Below are 20106 nucleotides of genomic sequence, written 5' to 3' on the forward strand. Positions count from 1 at the left end.
GCAATCGCGCGCCCCGTCGTGCCAGAGGCACGCCTCTGGCACGACGGGGGCGGCTCGGGCGCGATCCGGGGCTGAAGCCCCGGACGGCCGGATGGACAGTTCTCGCTCTATGGTTTCAGTGCCGGAACCGCTTGCGATAGACCCCGGCCGCATCCTGCAGCGCCTGCTGCACCTGGCGGTTGGCGTCAACCTGATCGGGCGTCATCGTCTCGACCGCCAGCCCCTGCGCGTCACGCGGGATCGCGATCACCTGCGCCACCGGGGTCCCCTTGGGCAGCACGCCCGAGAACCCGGCCTCCTGCCACAGCGCCGGAAAATGGACATAGCCGTCGCGGAACAGGTCGCAATCGACCACGCCCGACAGGGTGCGGAACGGCAGGTCCTCGCGGTTCAGCGGATGGGTGAAGAGCAGCGACCAGCCTTCCGGCGCCTCCAGCGTCCAGAAATTCATGAATTTCAGCACCGCGCCGACGGCCAGCCTGAGCGGCGCGCCCGTGGCCTGCTCGGGCACGTGCAGCCCGACCGGGGCGCGGGCGATCTGCGCGTCCGCCAATACCGGCGGGTCCCAGTCCCAGGCGACCTCTCCGCCCTCGACGGTCAGGTCGGTGGCCAAGGGGATCAGCACCCCCAGCGACAGCGCGTCGATCAGCGGCGGGCAATGCTTCAGCGTCCGCACCCGCTCGCCGCCCAGCGACGGCGCCGCGACCTCGGACGGCATCGCGCGCAGCCAGTCGGGCAGCATCCGTCCCGCCGGCTGAGGGCGGGGCAGCAGCGGTTCCAGCAGGGGATGGCAGCGGGCGGTGATCATCCCCCCGCCTTACCCTTCTCGCGCTTGAGAAGAAAGGTATGGGCCAGCGTCGCCGCCACCGTCAGCAGGATGATCGCGGTGCCGACGGCGTTGATCACCGGCGGGTGGCCGTTCGGGTTGCGCGCCATCGCCCCGATCTCGGTGGCGAAGGTGCACGAGCCGCCCTTGGCGAACATCGTCGTGTTGTAGTTCTCCATCGAGGCGAGGAAGGCGATGACGGCGGCCGAGGCCAGCGCCGGCAGCAGGAACGGCAGGGTGATCCGGCGGAAGACCCGGAACGGCGAGGCGCCGAGGTCGAGCGCGGCCTCTTCGAGCTCGACCGGCTGGCGCTGCAGCCGCGCCATCAGGATCAGCATCGGGTAGCCGGCGACGAAGGTCACCTGTGCCATGATGATGGTGAACAGCCCGGCATTGACGCCCAGCCGGCCCCAGAACACCAGCGCCGACAGGCCAAGCACGATCCCCGGCGCCAGCATCGGCGACAGCAGCACCCACCACAGCAGCCCGTTGGCCTTGCTGCGCCAGCGGGTCAGCATCACCGCCCCGGCAAGGCCGAGGACCAGCGACAGCGGCACCACCGCCGCCGCCACCTGCAGCGAATTGCCGAAACAGCCGACGAAGCGGCCGCGGTCGAGGGCGCGCAGCACCGGATCGGCGCGCAGTCGGGCCTCGTCCATCCAGAAGAAGGCGTACCACTTGTCGGTCAGCCCGTGCCATTCGGTCACCGAGGGCGGCGAGGCGTCGTTGACCGACGACAGGATCATCAGGATCAGCGGGCCGAACATGAACAGCAGAAAGGCCGCCATGTAGAGGTTGAGCAGGCGGTTGGATGTCATTGGACCCTCGCGAAGTCTTTCAGCCGGGTGCGCATGAGCCACATGAACAGCCCAACCACCGCGAAACAGACCAGCGTGAAGGCAAAGGAATAGGCCGCGCCGGTATTGGTGTTCTGGGATTCGAAGAACTTGTTGTAGATGGTCTGGCTGAACCATTCCGCCTGCAGCCCGCGGCTGATGATGCGCGGCACCGAGAAGGCGCCGGCCGAGAGCATGAAGGTGGCGATGCAGCCGACCGCGATGCCGGGCTTGGCGTGGGGCATGATCACCCGCCAATGCACCCGCCACGGCTTGGCGCCCAGATCCTTGGCCGCCTCGATCTGGTTGCGGTCCAGCGTCGACATGACGTTGAAGATCGGGAAGACCATGAACAGCACGTAGGTGTAGACGATGACGACGAAGATCGTCCCCGCCATGCGCTTGAACTGGATCGGGTCGGAAATCGCGCCGATCCACATCAGCAGGCTGTTGAGTAGGCCCTGGTTGTCGATGATCGCGGTCCAGGCGTAGATCCGCATCAGCTCGACGATGGCGTAGGGGATGACGAGGCCGAGGAACAGCCACTTGGCCCGGTCGGGCGGCGTCGCCAGCGCCACCTTGTAGGCGACGGGATAGCACAGCACCAGCGCCAGCAGCGTCGCGGCGACGGCGAAGGCCAGCGTCCGCGCCAGGGTGATCAGGCCGAGCCGCTTGTAGACATGGCCGTCCTGCTGGTAGCGCAGCCCGACCAGCTCGAACAGCTTGTTCGACAGCTTGGCATCCTCGACCGCCTTCTGATCGGGGCTGAGCGGGATCATCGTCGGCGCGGTCAGGGTGCGGAAATTGGCCAGGGTAAGCTGGGATTCGCTGGCCTCGCGATGCTCCAGCTCGCCGCGCAGCCCGGAGGCCAGCGTCGCGATCTTCTGCGCCGTCTCGATCTGCCGGGCGATCGGGGCGGTGTCGGAGACCTTCATCCGCGGCAGGTCGTAGAGCTGGTCGAGCCACTCGGTCTGCCCGGCCGGGCGGACCATCGACATATGCGTGTCGCTGCGGTCGCATTGCAGGATGTAGGGCCGGGCCGCCCCGGCCTTGGTCCCGCCCATCGACGGGATCGCCATCCCGCCCGGCGAGGGCACCGCCATGGCGCTGGCCGAGGGCACGGCCATGCCGCCCGGCGACGGGATCGCCAGGCCGCCATTGCTGACCGGGGCCGCATCGGCGGGTTTCTCGTAGGTCTTGAGCACGTTGATGCAGGTCCGCGCGTCGCGCTCCAGCGCCGCGGCGACCGAGCTGTCGAGCGCCCGCTTGGGCGGGGTGACGGCGCGTTCCAGCATGGTCAGCTGCGGCAGCACGATCAGCATCAGGCCCCAGCCCAGCACCGCCGCGACGAAGACGGCGACCAGCCCGCGCCCGTATCCGCGAATGAGATCGGTCATTGTGCCGCCATCTCCTGCCCGGTCGCCGCCAGCGCGCCCTCGGGCAGCACCAGCGCGTCCTCGGCCGCGAAGCTCAGCGCGACATCGCCGTCGAGCGCCGGCAGGGCGCCGGAATTGGTCAGGTGGACGGCGATTTCCTGCCCGCCTGCGGCGAAGAACAGGTTGACGAAGGGGCCTTCGAGGTCGCGCCGGGTCAGCTGGCCGGCAACGGTGTTCTCGCCGCCGCCCAGCCGCATCGCCTCGGGCCGGACGAAGAGCAGCGCCCCCGCCCCCGCCGGCAGGCCCTGCGGGTTGCGGGCGCGGAAGCCGCCCAGCGCGGTCTCGATGGCGGCATAGCCATCCTCGGAGCGGTCGATCCGGCCGGCCAGGATGTTGCTCTCGCCGACGAAGGAGGCGGCGAAGGCGGTGGCCGGCTCGGCATAGACCGCGTCGCCGGTGCCGACCTGCTCGATCCGTCCCTCGTTCATCACCGCGATCCGGTCGGACATGGTCAGCGCCTCGCCCTGGTCGTGGGTGATGTAGATGAAGGTGACGCCGGTCTGCTTCTGGATCGCCCGCAGCTCGGCCCGCATGTGCTGGCGCAGCTTGAGGTCGAGCGCCGAGAGCGGCTCGTCGAGCAGCAGCACGGCGGGCTCGACCGCCAGCGCCCGGGCGATCGCCACCCGCTGGCGCTGGCCGCCCGAGAGCTCGGTCGGTTTCTTGTCGGCCTGGTCGTGCAGCGCCACCAGCGCCAGCAGCTCGTCGGCCTTGTCGTGGCGGGCGCGGCGCGAGATGCCGCGCGCCTCGAGCCCGAAGGCGACGTTGTCGCGCACGCTCATCAGCGGGAACAGGGCGAGGTTCTGGAAGATCAGCGCGGTGTTGCGGTCGTTCGGCGTCCGGCCGCGCTGGTCCTCGCCGCCGATCAGCACCCGGCCCGCCGTCGGCTCGACGAAGCCCGAGACCGAGCGCAGGATCGTCGTCTTGCCGCAGCCCGAGGGGCCGAGGATGGAAAAGAATTCGCCCGCCTCGACCGTCAGGTCGGTCGGATGCACGGCGGTGAAACCGTTGGGATAGGTGATCGATACGCCCTCGAGGGTGACGTCCTTGCCGCGCATCTGTCGCTCCTGCGGGGCTGCCCCTGGGGCGCACCCGTCTTGCTTGTTTCAATGGGAAGCCCCGGCCGACGCCTGTCGGCCGGGGTGCAGGCCGGCGCCCCACGGGGAGAGGGGGCAGCCGCGCCGAATCAGGCGTTGGTGATGATCTCGACGTATTTGTCGCGGATCGGCGCGAAGAAGGCGGTATCCGCCTGCCACCACCACATGTTGTTGAGCACCGCCGGGGTGTAGACCTCGTTGAACTGGGTCTTGAACTCCGCCGTGGCGTGGTCGGCGGCGCCGTTGACGGCCGAGTTGTAGCCGGTGTTGTTGGCGAACATGCCGCCGACTTCCGGCTGCAGCATGAAGTTCATGAAGGCGACCGCCTGTTCCTTGTTCTCGGCGCCCTTGAGCATGGCCATCGAGTCCATCCAGGTGATGATGCCCTCTTTCGGCGCGCGGTAGACGAAATCGGCGTTTTCGCGGTTCAGCAGCAGGCCGGTGGTGTCCCAGGTCTGGCCGATGACGCAGCCGGCCTGCTTGAAGGCCGAGGTCGCTTCGGTGGCGTTGTTCCAGAAGGCGCCGATGTTTTCCTTGTGGGCCAGGATCCACTTGGTGACGGCGGCCCAGACGCGGTTGGCGTCCTCTTCCGACTTGTAGACGTCGAGCATGCGGTTCGACGGCACTTCGCCGATGGCGTCGAGGTAGAGGCCGACGCCCATGATCACCGACTTCTGGCGGAACGCAGCCTTGCCCTTAGCGGCTTCCTGCAGGAACAGGTCGCTGAAGGACAGGTCGGCATCCGCGATCGGCAGGACCTTGTGGTTCAGGGTGATGCCCTCGGTGCCCCAGTCGAAGGGCAGCGCGACCTGCTTGCCGGCATGGACGCCGCCCAGGGTGCCGCTGTCGCGCAGGAAGGACGGGATGATGTTGCCGGTGGTGACGTCGGCCGGCACTTCGGCGAAGAAGCTGTCGCCGTTGTCGTCAAGGTAGCCCGGCACGTTGGTGATCGACGGGAAGACGATGTCGAAGCCCTTGCCGCCATTGGCGCGCACGGTCGATTCCGCCTCGTCGTTCGAGCCGAAGGTGGTCAGCTCCATCTTGATGCCGGTGTCTTTCTCGAACTTCTCGACGATGTTCGGCTGGATGTAGTCCTGCCAGGCGAAGACCTTGACCGAGCCCGACGAGGCCAGCGCATCGGTGGCGCGCAGGATCATCGGCGCGGCGAGCGCGGCGGAAGACAGCTTGAGAACGCTGCGGCGGGTGAACGACATGGGTGTTTCCTCTCCTTGAGGCCGCGGGTCGTGCGGCCGGACTTGAGAGCGCGTAGTGCAACCATGTGACGTCCAGTCGATGGTTTGGTTAAGACTATGTGACAGTTGCGGTTGGGAAGAGCGGCCTCGGCAGCGAAGCCCTGGCCTCGAGGAAACGGGGCAAAGCCCCCAAAGCGCCCGCGCGGGTCCCTGCCAGGGCAAGAAGAGAGGTGACCCCGGGCGGGGCCGGCGTTTGCGAAAAGCGGAACGCGAGACGCGCGGCGCCTGCCCGTGGGGAGGCGCGCCGAACGCTTGAGCGGTGCGGTTTATGGGGCCAGATACCTCGTCTGCCCGAGGTCAGCGCGCGGCCCCCAAAGCGCCTCCCCGTCACGCCAAAGGCGTGCCGACGATATGCGGCGCACCTCTGGTGCGACGGGACGGGCAGGCGCTGCGCGGCGGCTGCGCCTTGATTCCGCGCCATCAGCGCACCGCAACCACTGTCGAGAGAACCGCCCGCGAAAGACGCCGGGAACCGAAGCCCCCCGCCGCTTACGCCTGTGCCGCCTCGGCGCGCTTGACGTCCTTGGCCGCGACCTCCTCGTAGTGGTCGAATTCGACCTCGAACCAGGCGGTGCCGCGGGTCGCGCTGCCCAGGCTGCGGAACAGGTTGTCCTGCTCGGCCGCCGGCAGGAGCGCGGTGAACACGTCCCAGCCCGCCGCCGTCGGATGGGCGTCGAAGCCCAGCACCTGGCCCTTGAGGCCGCTGACCGCCGGCACCAGCGCGCCGGAATAGATCGAGGGCACCTGGATCTCGGCCCGCAGGATCGGCTGCAGCACGAAGGGCCTGGCCTCGGCCAGCGCCTCGCGCACCGCGTTCTTGCCCGCCGTGCGGAAGGCGAAATCCGAGGAATCGACGGCATGGCTCTTGCCGTCCTTCAGCACCACGGCGACGTCGACGACCGGAAAGCCGTTCGGCCCGGCGGCGAGCGCCTCGCGCACCCCGGCCTCGACCGCCGGGATGTAGTTGCGCGGCACCGCGCCGCCCTTGACCTCTTCCGAGAACTCGACCCCGGCACCGCGCGCCAGCGGCCGCAGTTCGATCACCACGTCGGCGAACTGCCCCGCCCCGCCCGATTGCTTGCGGTGGCGGTGATGCCACTCGACCTTGCGCGCCACCGTCTCGCGGAAGGCGGGCGGCACCGCGCCGGCCTCGGTCTCGAGCCCGAACTGGCCCTCGAGCCGCTCGACCAGCCGCCGGGCATGGAGCTGGCCCTGGGTGCCCAGCACCACCCGGCCGCTGAGCTCGTCCTGGCCGACCGACAGGCCGGGGTCGATCTCGGCCAGCCGGGCCAGCGCCGTCGACAGCCTGGCATCGTCGCGCTCATGCGTGGCGGTCAGGATCTCGCGGAACATCGCCGGGCGCGGCCGGGCCCAGTCGGGCAGCGGCGCGGTGCCGGCGGCGCTGTAGAGCTGCCCCGGCACGAGGTGATCGGACTTCACCGTCAGCGCCACCTGGCCGGGCTCCAGCGCCGCGACCTGGGTCTTGCCGTCGATTGCGGTCAGGCTGCCCAGCGTCTCGCCCGCCAGCTCGGCCCCGGCGGCCACGCCCGGGCCCAGCGTCCGGACCATGACCATCTTGCCGAGGTGCTTCTTGACGTCGCCGAGGCAGCCGATGGCGGCGATCTCGGCATCGGCCCCCAGCCGCTCGCGCGCGACCTCGTGGCCCGGCGCCTCGTGGCGCAGGGTCTTCATCAGCCGCGTGATGCCGTTGGCGTGGCTGGCGGCGCCGACCAGGGTCTCGACCAGGTCGTGATGCTGCAGCACCTTGGCTGCGACCTCGTAGATCTCCTCGGTCATCGGCTGCTGATCCTCGATCAGCTCCTCCATCAGCGTGTCGTCGAAATCGGCCAGCGATTCCAGCAGTTCGGTCCGCGCCTCCCGCTCGCGCCCGGCCATGTCGGCGGGCAGCTCGATCAGCGCCGAGGGCTCGCCCTCGCGGTATTTCCACGCCCGTTCCGAGATCAGGTCGACGGCGCCGACCACCGCGCCGCCCTCGCGGATCGGCACCTGGCGCAGCACCAGCTTGTGGGTGCTGTAGGCCTGCAGCGCGGCGACGATGTCGGCCAGCCGCTCCTCGGTCGCGTCCATCTTGTTGACGAAGACGAGGCAGGGAATCCCCGCCTCCTCGATCAGCCGCAGGTAAGGGGCCGAGAGCACCGCCGCATCGGCCTCGGGCGGGACGCAGAGCACGGCGGCATCGCTGGCCGCCAGCGCCGGGCCGGTGAAGCAGAGCGCGTCGGGCCCGCCGGCGATGTCGATCGCCGCCCAGTCGTCGCCGAGATAGCCGAAGCTCTGCAGCGTCACCGCATCCGACAGGGTGAATCTGTCCGGGCTGCCGCCCTCGAGCCGGCCGAGCGCCTCGACCAGCGTCGACTTGCCCGCGTTGGACGGCCCCAGCACCGTGAATACTCTCATGATGAACTCCCCCGATCCTCTGTCGCGCCCGGTTGCTTCTTTGCACGATCTGATCGCGGAACGAGGATCCCCCGGGGCGCCTGACGTGGCGGCGCCGGCCCATGGCCAGCCTCGGCCCGCAGCGCGCTCGCCCCGCCCGACGGCGGAACCCGCCGCGCCCTCAGGTCATGTTCCGACTGTCCCCGAAAGCGGGAACCGCCGTCAAGGGGAAGCGGGCGGAACGGCGATCACGGCTGGCAGATCGGCGGCCCTCCCCAAGCTGGCTCGATGTCCAGGCGAGGCTGGCACGAAGGCACGCCGGGCGAAAGGGTGGAGCTGTTCCCCCTACCCCTTCGCCAACCCAGCCGGCTGCCGGCCGATGGCGTCGAGCAGCGCCGCCCCGCTGCGGATGCCGTTGAGGAAGCACTTCACCTCGAGATTCTCGTTCGGCGCGTGGTTGGCCTCGTCGGCATTGGCGTAGGGAATGACGAAGGCCGGCAGGCCGAGGATCTTGGTGAAGACGTAATCCGGAAGGCTGCCGCCCATGCAGGGAATGACGATCGGCTCGACGCCATGCGCCTCTCTCAGCGCCCCCTGCAGCACCGGCGACCAGGGCGAGTCGACCGGGGTTTTCGACGGCAGCATGCCGCCCTGCGCCACGACCTCGACATCCGGCGCATGGCGGCGGACATGGGCGCGGACGCAGTCCAGCGCCTGATCCGGCGTCATCGCCTCGACCAGCCTTATGTCGCATTTCGCCACCGCCTCGCAGGGCAGCACCGATTTCGAGCCCGGCCCGCCATAGCCGCCATGCAGCCCGTTGATCGTCAGCGTCGGCCGGAACATCAGCCGCTCGTAGAACGGCCGCCCGGCGGGAGCGTCGAGCTCCGCCATCCCCATCTCGGCTTTCAGCCCCTCGACATCGAGCGGCAGCGCCGCCATCGCCGCCAGGTCGGCCTCGGTCGGCGGCACGATCGGATCGGCCAGCCCGTCGATGGTGATGGTGCCGTCGGGCGCCTTCATCGTCGCCAAGAGCTGGACCAGCTTCCACACCGCGTTCGGCATCACGCCGCCGAAATTGCCCGAATGGGCGTCGCGCTTCGCCGTCCGCGCCCGCAGCTCGAACCCCATCATGCCGCGCACGCCATAGGTGATCGTCGGCAGGCCGGTCGGGTGCATCGGCCCGTCGGCGGTGATGACGAGATCGGCGCGCAGCTTGTCGCCGTGATCGCGGATGATCCGGGCGATGTGCGGGCTACCGACCTCTTCCTCTCCTTCCAGCAGGAACAACACGTTGCAGGGCAGAGTTCCCGTGACCTTGAGGTGGGATTCGATCGCCAGCAGCTGGGCGAAATGCTGGCCCTTGTTGTCGCCGACGCCGCGGCCGTAGATGCGGCCGTCGCGGATTTCCGGCTCGAAGGGCGGGCTGTCCCACAGCTCCAGCGGCTCGGGCGGCTGGACGTCGTAATGGCCGTAGAACAGCACCGTCGGCTTGGCCGGATCGACCGTGTAGCGGCCGAGCAGCACCGGATGGCCCGGCGCCGCCAGCCGCTCGACCTCCATCCCCAGCCCCTCCAGCATCCCGGTCACCAGGTCGGCGACCTCGGCGATGCCGATGTTCTGGGCGCTGATGCTGGGATGGCGGACATAGTCGATCAGCCGGGCAAGCGCCGCCTCGCGCCCGGCATCGATGTGGTCGAAAATCGCGTTCAGGCCGCTGTCCGTCGTCATGCCCCGTCCCTCCTGGCTGTCGGGCGCAGAGTAGCCGCTGGCACCGCGAGGTCCAGCCTCGAGACCGCCGGCGCCCGCCCTTCCGGCGCGGGAACGCATTCTGCCCCAATGGCTCCATGATTTGGTCAAATTCAACCGCAACGATCCGTGCAGGTACGGCTGTCGCGAACCGCACGGGATTCGGCGGGCACGGAGGCACACGGGAATAGATGAAAGCGGCATTGGACATGGACGGCGTTTCGAGCGCGGAGGAGTTCACCGACGAACTCAAGCCCGGCACCCGCCTGCTGCATGGCCAGTACACGATCGAGAGGTTCCTCAAGGTCGGCGGCTTCGGCCTGACCTATCTCGCCCGCGACAGCCTCGACCGCACCGTGGTGATCAAGGAATGCTTTCCCGGCACGATGTGCAGCCGCAGCGACCGCGAGGTCCGCGCCCGCTCGCGCGTGCACCAGGACGAGTTCAACTCGGTCGTGCGGCTGTTCGTGCAGGAGGCGCGGCGGCTGGCCAAGGTGCGCCACCCCAATATCGTCGGCGTCCACCAGGTGTTCGAGGATAACGGCACCGCCTACATGGCGCTCGACTATGTCGAGGGCGACGACCTGCTCGACATCGTCGAGGAGGCGCCGCAATTGCTGGGCCCCGCCGAGATCAGCGAGATGCTGCAGAAGCTGCTGCGCGCCATCGGCTTCGTCCACGACCACGGCCTGCTGCACCGCGACATCGCGCCCGACAACATCCTGCTGGGGCCGACCGACGAGCCGGTGCTGATCGATTTCGGCGCCGCGCGCGAGCAGGCGACCAAGGCCAGCCGGGTGCTGTCGGCGCTGCAGGTGGTCAAGGACGGCTATTCGCCCCAGGAATTCTACATCTCCAACGGTCCGCAGGCGCCGGCCAGCGATCTCTATTCCCTGGCCGCCACCTTCTACCACCTGATCGCGGGCCATGCCCCGGTGAACAGCCAGATGCGGCTCGCCGTCGTCGCCGCGCAGGAGCCCGATCCCTACCAGCCGCTGGCCGGCCGGTTCCCGGATTACGACAAGGACCTGCTGGCCTCGATCGACAGGGCGATGGCGCTGTTTCCCAAGCAGCGGCCGCAGACCGCGCAGGAATGGCTGGCGCTGATCGACGCCCGGCAGCGGCGCGAGGCGGCGCAGGCCCGCGTGCGCAACGACGCGCGCATCGACGAGTCGATCTCGCAGCTGGTGCAGGAGGTCAACCGCGCGGTGGAGGATGCCACCGAGGCGGACAAGCGCAAGAAGCGCGACATGGCACGGGTGCCGGCCAAGCCCGAGAAGAAGGTCTATTTCGCGTGGCAGCTCGAGGGCGACGGCAGTCTTTACAACTTCGAGGAAGGGGCGGAGGCGCCGGCCTCCGGCAAAGGCCAGTGGCGACAGGTGCCCGGCGCGGCATCCCAGCCCGTGCAGCGTCCCCGTCGCCTGGGGCTGCTGGGGTTTTTCTTCGGCCGCGGCCTGAAGCCCCGCCTGCGGGACTGAAGCGGCACTGAGATGGCACTGAGACGGCACTGAGGCGGGACTGAGGCGATACGGGGCAGAACAGGAAAGGCAGAGACATGAAGCTGTTCAGACGCAAGAGCGCAGGCACCTCCTCGGCCCAGGCCCCGGACGGCGCGGCGCAGGCCAAGCGCGGCGACGCCCCGGTCGGCCTGCAGCTCACGCCCGAGGCCAGTGCCGCCGAGATGCTGTCGTTCCGGCGCACGCTCGCCGGGGGCGACTGGGCCCCGTCGGTTCCCGTCATGCCCTCCGACTCCGCGCCTGCCGCCGCCGCGACGGAACCTGCCGCCGCCCCGGCTCCCGCACCGGACATCGCGGCCGCGGAGGATGACGCGGGGCTCGCGCCCCCGGCCGACAATGTCGCGCCCCTGTCTCTTGAGCGACCGGCGGTCGCGCCGGAGCCGGCGGCGGCGGTGGTCGACAAATACGTCACCTCGCGCCCGCGTGGCGCGCGGGCACCGTCGCAGCCGCCGCAGAGCCCGTTCTCGAACAGCTCGCGCCGCCAGCCGCCGCGCTCCTCGCGCACGGCGGATGCCGCGGAGGCGGAGGCCGGGGCCACGACCGCGCGCGCGCCGACCTCGCGGCCCCGGCCCTCCCAGCCCCGGTCGTACCAGAGCCGGGGCTCCCAGCCGCTTCCCCCTCAGGGCGCCGCCGCGCCATCGCCGGCGCCCGAGCCCGCCTCCCCACCGCCGTCAGCGCCGCCCTCACAGGCGTCGTCACAGGCGTCGTCACCGGCGCCGGCGGCCGCGCCGGCGGAACCGCTGCCCGATCTGTCGCTGGTCGAGATGCCCGGCGCCACCGCCGGCCGCACCGCGCGCCGCGCCGGCCGGGTCAAGACCCGGCTGATGGGCTTCGAGCACAGCGGCGAGGCCAGCGACCCGTTCGCCGCGGCGGGCGCGGAGGCCGGCAGCACGGCGGCGCCGGACGGGCGGCGCTGCCCGGTGGGCTGGATCGTGGTCGTCGCCGGCCCCGGCCGCGGCGCCTGCTTCACCCTGTTCAACGGCGTCTCGCCGATCGGCCGCGGCAGCGACCAGGCCGTCCGGCTCGACTTCGGCGACACCGCCATCTCGCGCAACAGCCACGCGGTCGTGGCCTATGACCCGGAGCAGCGGAAATACTTCCTCGGCCATGGCGGCAAGGCCAATATCGTCCGGCTCAACGACATGCCGGTGCTGAGCACCGAGGAAATCAGCGACGGCGACGAGATCCGGATCGGCGAAACCACCCTGCGCTTCGTCGCCTTCTGCAAGGACGGCTTCGACTGGCGTGACGGCGAAGAAGAGGAGGTCGACGATGTCGACGGTCTCTGAGATCGGCTTCGACACGGCCACGGCGACCAGCCGCGGCAGCCGCCCGCACCAGGAGGATGCGATCGTCACCGATTTCCCGATCGGCGGCGAGCTGGCGCTGGCGGTTCTGGCCGACGGCATGGGCGGCCACGCCGCCGGCGACGTCGCCAGCAAGATCGCGGTCACCGAGGTGTTCAGCGAGCTCAAGCTGCAGAGCGGCGATCCGACGCGGCTCGAGACCGAACTGCCGGGGCTGCTGCGCGAGGCCGCCTTGTCGGCGAACGACTGCATCAAGAGCCATGCCGACAACCACGAGGGCACCCGTGGCATGGGCACGACGCTGGTTGCGCTGGCGCTGCTCGACACGCGGCTCTACTGGCTCTCGGTCGGGGATTCGCCGCTGCTCTTGCATCGCGACGGCGCGCTGCGGCAGCTCAACGAGGATCACTCGATGGCGCCGCAGATCGACATGCTGGTCCAGGCCGGCCAGATGTCGCAGGCCGAGGCGAGCGGCCATCCCGACCGCAATTGCCTGACTTCGGCGCTGTGCGGCATCCACGTGCCGCGGATCGACTGCCCCGACACGCCCTTCGCGCTGCGCGAGGGCGATACCGTGATCCTGGCCAGCGACGGTCTGCAATTCCTGCCCGAGGCCCAGATCTCGGCGATCCTCGCCCGCCATGCCGCCGAGGGCAGCGCCCGCGTCGCCCAGGCGCTGCTGGCGGCGCTGGACGCCCAGGCCCATCCCGACCAGGACAACGCCACCTTCGCCGTGATCCGCGCCATTCCCGCCGCCCGGACCGGACGGGTGATGCCGCTGCGCGTCGAACCCACCCGCGCCGAGACCGTCGCCAGCAATTCCGAGCGCCCGCCGCGCGGCGCCACCGGCACCGGCCGGCCGGCCCGCTGGCGCACCGGCTTCCTGTTCGGCCGCACCGCCTTGCCGCGGAGCGGTTCGCAATGAAGCGGGAAGGCACGGTCGAAACGGTTCTCGCCAGTCTCGAGGCGATGCTGGCCGCGCCCGATCTGGCGCCGGCGCTGCGCGACCAGGGGGCGCGGCTGCGCGCCCGGCTGACCGCGCCGGTGCGGATCGCCGTCACCGGGCCGGCGGCCAGCGGCAAGAGCCGGCTGTTCAACCTGCTGGCCGGGCGGGAAATCCTGCCCGAGCGGCCGCCGCGCGCCGACCTGGCGCTGGTCCACGGCGCCGCCGCCGAGACGGTGCTGACCCTGGCCGACGGCGGCGAAGAGCGCCTGCCCGGCCACCAGTTCCCCGCCGACCGGCTCGCGGCGGCCGGGACGATCACCCTGACCGACCCGGCGCCGATCCTGAAGCGGATCAGCCTGTTCGAGCCGGCCACCGCGCCCTCGGTCGAAAGCCTGCGCGCCGCGCTCGAGCGGGCGGTGGCGCGGGCCGATATCCTGGTCTGGTGCAGCCAGGACTTCGGCCCCGAGGAACGGCTGCTGTGGCAGCACGTGCCCGACGCGCTCAAGGATCACGGCTTCCTGGCGCTGACCAAGGCCGACGCCCTGCACCGCGCCGGTGCGTTGCAGGATCGCCTCTCGAACCTGGCCGAGATCGTCGCCGAGGAGTTCCACAGCCTGCACCCGGTGGCGACGCTGCAGGCGCTCGCCGCGCTCGGCCGAAGCGCCGGGCCCGACGCCGCGGCGCTGGCGGCCAGCGGCGGCAAGGGGTTGATCGGGGCGCTGTTGCGCGATGCCGACCAGGGCCGGCGCGCCGATCTCGACAACGCGCTGCTGTTCCTGCGCCGCCACGGCGCGCTGCGGCCCGCGCCGCCGCGGCCCGGCCCGGAGACGAGCGGCCCCGACACTGGTGGCCCCGACACTGGCGCCCCGAAGGCGGCCCTTCCCGACGGGATAAGCGCCGTCGCGGCGCCCGCGCCGGCCAATCCCGACCCGGCGCCGGCAGCCGCGCCGGAGCCGCCCGGGGCCCCGCTCGCGGCGCTTCAAGACGAGATGGGGCCGCCGGAACTGCGGGCCGAGGCGGTGCGGATGCTGCGCGACAGGGCCGAGGCGCTCGATGCCCTGCGCGACGCCGCCGACTCGGACGACCACGGCCCGCTGCTCGAACACTGTGCCGAAAGCGTCGAGGCGCTCGACGCGCTGTTCGGCGCCGACGCGGAGGCCGCTTGCGGCGCCTATTGCGACGAGATCATGGACGCCTCGGAAATGCTGCTTCTGCTGCGGCTCGAGAACTCCGCCGCCGCGGCCGAGGACGCGGTGACGCTGCTGCTGCAACTGCGGCGCGAGATCGGCCAGGGCCTGTCCGCCGAGCGCGCCGCCTGCCCCGGCCCGCACCGCGCCGGGGCAGCTGTCGAATTGCGCCGGGAAACCGCCTTAGAATCGCCACGTTAACCCGCGTTAATGATTAAAATTGCGCCCGCTCGGCGAGTCCACGGTGAGTCTGCTTGCGACGATGGGGCCCGCAGCCCCCAAGGTTCCCGATACCGGTGCGCGCGACCTGGAACTGGGACATGCGACATGAATGCTGAGAGCGGCTTTCCCGAAATGCACGGTGCCATCGCCGATGCGGAAAACGCCCGCCTGCTGACCCTCGGCTTCGACGGTCTGCAGGGGCTCCTCGACAAGCTGTCCGAGCTCGACGACGCGCTCGGAACCCTGGCAGAGGTCGGCGACGAGGCCACCCGCAACGGCGCCCGGCGGCTGAAGGCCCAGATCGCCGGGTTCGAGCCGGGCGTGACCATGATCGGCCAGGTCAAGTCGGGCAAGACCTCGCTGGTCAACGCGATGATCGGCCGGCCCGACCTGCTGCCCGCCGACGTCAATCCCTGGACCTCGGTCGTCACCTCGCTGCATCTCGACCCGCAGGCGCCGCACGACGCCGGCAGCGCCGTGTTCCGCTTCTTCGAGACCGACGAATGGGCCAAGCTGCTGGACAAGGGCGGCCGGCTGGGCGAGCTGGCCAGCCGCGCCGGCGCCGACGAGGAGCTGGAAAAGCTCCAGCGCCAGATCGAGGAGATGCGCGAGAAGTCCCGCACCCGTCTGGGCGAGCGTTTCGAGCTGCTGCTCGGCCAGGAGCACGACTACGCCAGCTTCGACGCCGACCTGATCGAGCGCTATGTCTGCCTGGGCGATTTCTTCGACGACGCGGAAGAGGACGAAGACGCCCTGCAGCAGGGCCGATTTGCCGACATCACCAAGTCGGCCGATCTCCAGCTGCGCCGCGCCGAATACCCGATGAAGCTGTGCATCCGCGACACGCCGGGCGTCAACGACACCTTCATGATGCGCGAGCAGATCACGATCCGGGCGATCCGCGACAGCCGGCTCTGCGTCGTCGTGCTGTCGGCCCACCAGGCGCTGTCCTCGGTCGACATGGCGCTGATCCGGCTGATCTCGAACATCAAGTCGCGCGAGGTGATCGTCTTCGTCAACCGCATCGACGAGCTCTCCGACCCGGGCAAGCAGATCCCCGAGATCGACGCCTCGATCCGCGAGACCCTGCGCCTGCACCAGGGCCCGACCGATGCCCAGATCCTGTTCGGCAGCGCCTACTGGGCCCAGCACGCGCTGGCCGGCACGCTCGAGGAGATGGCGCCGGAAAGCACCGCCGCGCTGCTCAACTGGGCCGAGGCCTGCCTCGACAGCGGCGTGCCCGAGGGCTCGCCGCTGGAACTGGTCTGGAAGCTGTCGGGCATCTCGGCGCTGTTCAACGCCCTGTCGGACCGGATCGGCGCCGGCGTCGGGCAGGAACTGGTCGACCGCGTCGCGCGCAGCACCGCCAACCTCGCCAAGGGGGTCCAGACCGCCAGCGGCGCGCTGGCCACCCGCGACGGCGGCGCCCCCAAGCTGATCCTTCCGCGCGCCGAACTGCTGGCCGAGATCGACCGGATCGGCGGGCTCGGGCGGGATATGCTCGACAGCCAGTTCGAGAAGGTGATCGGCGACTACCGCGGGCGGATCGACCGCTCGCATACCAGTTTCCTCGAACGCGCCACCGCGGCGCTGATCTCGCATCTCGAGACCAAGGGCGACAAGGTGGTCTGGAGCTACGATCCGACCGGGCTGCGGATGCTGCTGCGCAGCGGTCACCAGCTGTTCAGCGCCCGCGCCCAGAAGGCCGCCAAGCTGGTCTACGAGGGCATGGCGGTCGAACTGGGCCAGCTTTACCAGCGCGCCTTCGACCTGAGCGAGGAGGTCCAGATCGCCGCGCCGCCGCCGCCGAGCATCGCCCCGCCGGTGGAGATCGGCCAGACCATCGCGCTGGACATCCGCGGCAACTGGTGGCGCAGCTGGTGGCAGCGCCGGCGCGGCTACCAGGCCTATGCCGCCAGCTTCTACCAGATGATCATGGCCGAGACCGAGCCGCTGATCCGCGACCTCAAGCAGGCCCAGGCCGAGGCGGTGCATGCCGATGCCGTGGCGGCGCTGCAGGGCTTCATGGACGAGCAGCGCGAGATCCTGGTCGGGCTGGCCGACCGGTCCGGCGCCGGCCCGGCCGACAACGGCGCCGAGGCCCGGCTGGCGGCGATCACCGACGTCATGGCCTCGCTGGCCCGCGACGCGGCCTGAACCGACAGGGAGCACAGGACATGTACATGGGAAATCCCCCTCCCGCGGAGGCCGCGACGGAAGATGGCGCCGGGTCGCAGACGCGCAAGCCGCGGATCGCCTTCATGGGCGAGTTCAGCGCCGGCAAGAGCACCCTGTCGAACATGCTGATCGGCGCCAGCCCGCTGCCGACCAAGATCACCGCAACCCAGCTGCCGCCGGTCTGGATCTCCTATGGCGACGAGGCGGCCTATTGCGAGGATCTCGACGGCACCCGCCGGCCGGTCTCGCTTGACGATCTGGGCGCGATCCGGCCCGAGGAAACGCGGGTGATCCGGATTTTCCAGAAGTCCGACATCCTCGAGCTGTGCGACCTGATCGACATGCCCGGCATCTCGGACCCGAACATGTCGCCCGAGGTCTGGCAGCCGGTGGTCGGCCATGCCGACATGGTGGTCTGGTGCACCCATGCCACCCAGGCCTGGCGCCAGAGCGAGGCGGCGGTGTGGGAATCGATGGCGCCGAAGCTGCGCGCCCACAGCCTGCTGCTGCTGACCCGCTTCGACAAGCTGTTGACCGACAAGGACCGGACCCGGGTGCTGCGCCGCGTCGCACGCGAGACCGAGGGGCTGTTCGCCGACTGCTTCCCGATCTCGCTGACCGAGGCGCTGGAAGCCCGCGACGACCGCGAGCGTTGGGAACGCAGCGGCGCCGAGGCCTTCATGGAGGCCCTGGTCGAACGGCTGCACAGCGTCTCGCAGACCCTCGGCATCGAGGTCACCGCGGGCATGGAACGGTCGCTGAACCAGCACGAGCCGCATGATTTCGGCGACGGCACCGGCGCGGCCGGGGGCGGCGAGGTCGAAACCGCCGTGGCGGCGGTGATGCCGCAATCGACGGTGCGGATCGTGCCGCGCCGGGTCCGGGTCGCGATTTCCAACCACCGCCGGCCGGCCCGGCCCGATCCCGACCAGGCGGCCGAGGCCGCGACGCTTGCCCAGGCGGCCTCGGCCGCGTATTACGGCGACGACGACGGGCCGATGCAGCCATAGGGCCGTCGCCGCGCCGCTCCCGCACGGCCCGCAAGGCTCCGCGGGGGCACGGCAGAACCGTCAGGGGGCAGGAATGGACATCGCGGCTCGGCTCGACAGTCTGCGGCAGGACGCGCCGGGCTGTGCCATGATCGCCTTCGGCGACATCTCGACCGGGCTCATCCTCTGCTCCAGTTCCGACCGCAAGCCGCCGCAGGAGCGGCTCGACCGGCTGTGCCGCACCGCGCAGGAGCTGCTCAACGGTGCCGCCGGTGCCAGTGCCGAGATCGCGCTCGACCGCGCCCCGGGCAGCGGCATCGACGCGGCGATCGCGTTCAACGGCGACATGGTCGAGGTCTTCCTGCGCTCGCCCGCGGTGGCGACCGACGCGCTCTGCTGCATTTGCGCCGCCGACATGGACGTCGAGAGCCTGATCGAGCGCGCCCGCGACAGCCTGGGCGCCATCGGCGGCCAGGACGGCTCCAAGGGTGGCGCCGGGGAAGAGGCGTGCGGCAAGTGACGGGAATGGGCAAGACGGCCAGGGTGAAGGCCAGGGCGATGGCCAGGGTAACGGGGTCAGGGTGACGGGGACGGACGGAGTGAAGGACAAGCTGGGGCAGCTGCGCGGCCGGACGGCGGCGGAGCGCGATGGCGGCCGGCTGCTCGATCTTGCCGGCCCGGGCGACGGCACCGCCGCGATCCTGCGCGAGATCGACGAGACCGTGCTGGGCCGCGAGCTCGACTTCACCAACGACGCCGGCGCGGTGCTGGGGCTCGACGTCTCGGGCCGGCGCCTGCTGCGGGTCCGCAGCGTGCCCGACGCGGCCTTCGCCGCACTGGCCGGCCAGGCGCTGTCGGGTACGCGCGACGAGACGGCCGCGACGCTGCACGGGCTGATCGAGCGTTTCGCCGGCACCAGCGCGGCGCTGACCGTGACCGCGCGCAAGCTGGCCCGGCGGCCGCAGGTCGGCGAGGAGCTGGGCTGCGCCCCCGCCGCCCTGGCCGAGGCCTGGCAGGTTTCACTGACGGCCCCGCCGCGCGGCGGCGGGCTCGACGGCTTTCTCGCCACGGCCGCGCCGCTGTCGCGCGCCTGGTTCGTGCTCGACGGCGACGAGATCACCGACCAGGCCGGCGACGACGCCCTGCTCCAGCGTCTCTACGCCGCCGCCGAGGCCGGCATCCCGCTGCCCGAGCCCGAGGGCGGCGACGCCGAGGCCCCGGTCTGCCTGATCCAGCGCGGCCCCGACCCGGACGCCCCGGCGGTGCTGTTCGGCGCCGCGGGGGCGCGCAGCCTGCTGATGCTGTTTCCGCCCGACCGGCTGCGGGCGCTGCGGCTGGCCTGGCGGCGCGCCTTCGGCTGATCTCTGCCCACGCGGCAGCGCCGGCAGCCCGGCCCGGCGCCGAACGCGACCGATTGGCGATTGAATCCGACCCCTCGCCCCGATACCACAGGCGCAAAGCAAAAGGGCCGCCCCGATGAAGATGCACGAGACCTTCCTCAAGCCGATGCACCCCGAAGGCTGGCGTTTCGTCGGCATCTTCGCCCTCGCCACGCTGGTGCTGTTCTGGATCTGGACGCCGCTGGGGCTGATCGGCACCGGGCTGACGATCTGGTGCTACTACTTCTTCCGCAACCCGGTGCGCAGCGTGCCGCAGCGCGACGGCCTCATCGTCAGCCCCGCCGACGGCATCGTCTCGATGATCGAACCGGCGGTGCCGCCGGCCGAGCTCGGGCTGGAGCCGATCGCCCTGACCCGGGTCAGCGTCTTCATGAGCGTGTTCAACGTCCATGTGAACCGCAGCCCGGTCGACGGCACCCTGGCCAAGATGGCCTACCGGCCGGGCAAGTTTCTCAACGCCTCGCTCGACAAGGCCAGCGAGGACAACGAGCGCAACAGCCTGCTGATCACCCTGCCCGACGGCCGCGACCTGGTCGTGGTCCAGATCGCCGGGCTGGTGGCGCGGCGCATCGTGCCCTTCGTCACTGCCGGCCAGAGCCTCGCCCGCGGCGAGCGTTTCGGGTTGATCCGCTTCGGCTCGCGGCTCGACGTCTACCTGCCGCCTGGCGTCTCGCCGCTGGTGGCCGAGGGCCAGACCATGATCGCCGGCGAGACCGTGCTGGCCGACCTGGCCAGCGAGGAAGCGCCGCGCCTCGGCCGGGCCGACTGATCC

At 70.6% G+C, this 20106-nt stretch carries 16 protein-coding genes; 9 read left to right on the forward strand and 7 right to left on the reverse strand.

The genetic code is table 11. The features are described from left to right. Nucleotides 1–115: 115 nt before the first annotated feature. From ACFOES_RS07815 to ACFOES_RS07845, 7 genes are all read right to left on the reverse strand, one after another. Nucleotides 116–808 (reverse strand): hypothetical protein, encoded by a 693-nt coding sequence (locus tag ACFOES_RS07815; protein ID WP_377832642.1) that lies wholly within the window; start codon nucleotides 806–808, stop codon nucleotides 116–118. Then, the gene (locus ACFOES_RS07820) at nucleotides 805–1644 is read right to left on the reverse strand and encodes an ABC transporter permease (protein ID WP_377832643.1); all 840 of its coding nucleotides are present in this window, start codon (nucleotides 1642–1644) and stop codon (nucleotides 805–807) included. The genes ACFOES_RS07815 and ACFOES_RS07820 overlap by 4 nt, the downstream gene beginning before the upstream one ends. Next, a complete protein-coding gene (locus ACFOES_RS07825) occupies nucleotides 1641–3059 on the reverse strand; it encodes an ABC transporter permease (RefSeq protein ID WP_377832644.1) in 1419 nt (472 codons plus the stop codon). Before ACFOES_RS07825 ends, ACFOES_RS07820 begins: the two co-directional genes overlap by 4 nt. Further along, entirely contained in the window at nucleotides 3056–4153 is a 1098-nt protein-coding gene (locus ACFOES_RS07830) for an ABC transporter ATP-binding protein (protein ID WP_377832645.1), read from the reverse strand. The genes ACFOES_RS07825 and ACFOES_RS07830 overlap by 4 nt, the downstream gene beginning before the upstream one ends. Nucleotides 4154–4281: 128 nt before the next feature. Then, complete coding sequence (locus ACFOES_RS07835) at nucleotides 4282–5406, reverse strand: extracellular solute-binding protein (protein ID WP_377832646.1); 1125 nt, start codon at nucleotides 5404–5406, stop codon at nucleotides 4282–4284. A 528-nt stretch (nucleotides 5407–5934) separates the two neighbouring features. Next, complete coding sequence (locus ACFOES_RS07840) at nucleotides 5935–7860, reverse strand: elongation factor G (protein WP_377832647.1); 1926 nt, start codon at nucleotides 7858–7860, stop codon at nucleotides 5935–5937. Nucleotides 7861–8184: 324 nt separating this feature from the next. Continuing rightward, nucleotides 8185–9570, reverse strand: a complete 1386-nt coding sequence (locus ACFOES_RS07845) for a M20/M25/M40 family metallo-hydrolase (RefSeq protein ID WP_377832648.1) — start codon at nucleotides 9568–9570, stop codon at nucleotides 8185–8187. Nucleotides 9571–9779: 209 nt separating this feature from the next. Here ACFOES_RS07845 and ACFOES_RS07850 point away from each other — a divergent pair, with 209 nt between their 5' ends. From ACFOES_RS07850 to ACFOES_RS07890, 9 genes are all read left to right on the forward strand, one after another. Then, nucleotides 9780–11066 carry a serine/threonine-protein kinase gene (locus ACFOES_RS07850; RefSeq protein WP_377832650.1) on the forward strand — a complete coding sequence of 429 codons (1287 nt, stop codon included), beginning with the start codon at nucleotides 9780–9782 and terminating at the stop codon, nucleotides 11064–11066. A gap of 77 nt (nucleotides 11067–11143) precedes the next feature. After that, nucleotides 11144–12394, forward strand: coding sequence for an FHA domain-containing protein (locus ACFOES_RS07855; protein WP_377832651.1), 1251 nt, complete (start codon nucleotides 11144–11146; stop codon nucleotides 12392–12394). Beyond that, on the forward strand, nucleotides 12378–13337 hold the full coding sequence (locus tag ACFOES_RS07860) for a PP2C family protein-serine/threonine phosphatase (protein WP_377832652.1): 960 nt from the start codon (nucleotides 12378–12380) through the stop codon (nucleotides 13335–13337). The genes ACFOES_RS07855 and ACFOES_RS07860 overlap by 17 nt, the downstream gene beginning before the upstream one ends. Continuing rightward, the gene (locus tag ACFOES_RS07865) at nucleotides 13334–14746 is read left to right on the forward strand and encodes a hypothetical protein (RefSeq protein ID WP_377832653.1); all 1413 of its coding nucleotides are present in this window, start codon (nucleotides 13334–13336) and stop codon (nucleotides 14744–14746) included. Before ACFOES_RS07860 ends, ACFOES_RS07865 begins: the two co-directional genes overlap by 4 nt. Before the next feature lie 126 nt (nucleotides 14747–14872). Further along, nucleotides 14873–16924 carry a dynamin family protein gene (locus tag ACFOES_RS07870; protein WP_377832654.1) on the forward strand — a complete coding sequence of 684 codons (2052 nt, stop codon included), beginning with the start codon at nucleotides 14873–14875 and terminating at the stop codon, nucleotides 16922–16924. Nucleotides 16925–16950: 26 nt separating this feature from the next. Then, nucleotides 16951–17955 (forward strand): dynamin family protein, encoded by a 1005-nt coding sequence (locus tag ACFOES_RS07875; protein WP_377832655.1) that lies wholly within the window; start codon nucleotides 16951–16953, stop codon nucleotides 17953–17955. A gap of 73 nt (nucleotides 17956–18028) precedes the next feature. Further along, nucleotides 18029–18454 carry a hypothetical protein gene (locus ACFOES_RS07880; RefSeq protein ID WP_377832656.1) on the forward strand — a complete coding sequence of 142 codons (426 nt, stop codon included), beginning with the start codon at nucleotides 18029–18031 and terminating at the stop codon, nucleotides 18452–18454. A 79-nt stretch (nucleotides 18455–18533) separates the two neighbouring features. Continuing rightward, nucleotides 18534–19295 (forward strand): hypothetical protein, encoded by a 762-nt coding sequence (locus tag ACFOES_RS07885; protein WP_377832657.1) that lies wholly within the window; start codon nucleotides 18534–18536, stop codon nucleotides 19293–19295. An 82-nt stretch (nucleotides 19296–19377) separates the two neighbouring features. Beyond that, a complete protein-coding gene (locus ACFOES_RS07890; RefSeq protein ID WP_377833016.1) occupies nucleotides 19378–20103 on the forward strand; it encodes a phosphatidylserine decarboxylase in 726 nt (241 codons plus the stop codon). The last annotated feature ends 3 nt before the right edge of the window (nucleotides 20104–20106 follow it).

Origin of the sequence: Acidimangrovimonas pyrenivorans, assembly GCF_042643245.1 — a bacterium.
Taxonomy (GTDB): domain Bacteria; phylum Pseudomonadota; class Alphaproteobacteria; order Rhodobacterales; family Rhodobacteraceae; genus Acidimangrovimonas; species Acidimangrovimonas pyrenivorans.

Bases quoted from the DNA above. Each gene is read 5' to 3' on its own strand.
- ACFOES_RS07850 (WP_377832650.1), top strand. From the start codon at position 9,780: ATGAAAGCGGCATTGGACATGGACGGCGTTTCGAGCGCGGAGGAGTTC.
- ACFOES_RS07875 (WP_377832655.1), top strand. From the start codon at position 16,951: ATGGGAAATCCCCCTCCCGCGGAGGCCGCGACGGAAGATGGCGCCGGG.
- ACFOES_RS07865 (WP_377832653.1), top strand. From the start codon at position 13,334: ATGAAGCGGGAAGGCACGGTCGAAACGGTTCTCGCCAGTCTCGAGGCG.
- ACFOES_RS07815 (WP_377832642.1), bottom strand. From the start codon at position 808: ATGATCACCGCCCGCTGCCATCCCCTGCTGGAACCGCTGCTGCCCCGC.
- ACFOES_RS07880 (WP_377832656.1), top strand. From the start codon at position 18,029: ATGGACATCGCGGCTCGGCTCGACAGTCTGCGGCAGGACGCGCCGGGC.
- ACFOES_RS07835 (WP_377832646.1), bottom strand. From the start codon at position 5,406: ATGTCGTTCACCCGCCGCAGCGTTCTCAAGCTGTCTTCCGCCGCGCTC.
- ACFOES_RS07840 (WP_377832647.1), bottom strand. From the start codon at position 7,860: ATGAGAGTATTCACGGTGCTGGGGCCGTCCAACGCGGGCAAGTCGACG.
- ACFOES_RS07845 (WP_377832648.1), bottom strand. From the start codon at position 9,570: ATGACGACGGACAGCGGCCTGAACGCGATTTTCGACCACATCGATGCC.
- ACFOES_RS07825 (WP_377832644.1), bottom strand. From the start codon at position 3,059: ATGACCGATCTCATTCGCGGATACGGGCGCGGGCTGGTCGCCGTCTTC.
- ACFOES_RS07860 (WP_377832652.1), top strand. From the start codon at position 12,378: ATGTCGACGGTCTCTGAGATCGGCTTCGACACGGCCACGGCGACCAGC.
- ACFOES_RS07855 (WP_377832651.1), top strand. From the start codon at position 11,144: ATGAAGCTGTTCAGACGCAAGAGCGCAGGCACCTCCTCGGCCCAGGCC.
- ACFOES_RS07820 (WP_377832643.1), bottom strand. From the start codon at position 1,644: ATGACATCCAACCGCCTGCTCAACCTCTACATGGCGGCCTTTCTGCTG.
- ACFOES_RS07870 (WP_377832654.1), top strand. From the start codon at position 14,873: ATGAATGCTGAGAGCGGCTTTCCCGAAATGCACGGTGCCATCGCCGAT.
- ACFOES_RS07830 (WP_377832645.1), bottom strand. From the start codon at position 4,153: ATGCGCGGCAAGGACGTCACCCTCGAGGGCGTATCGATCACCTATCCC.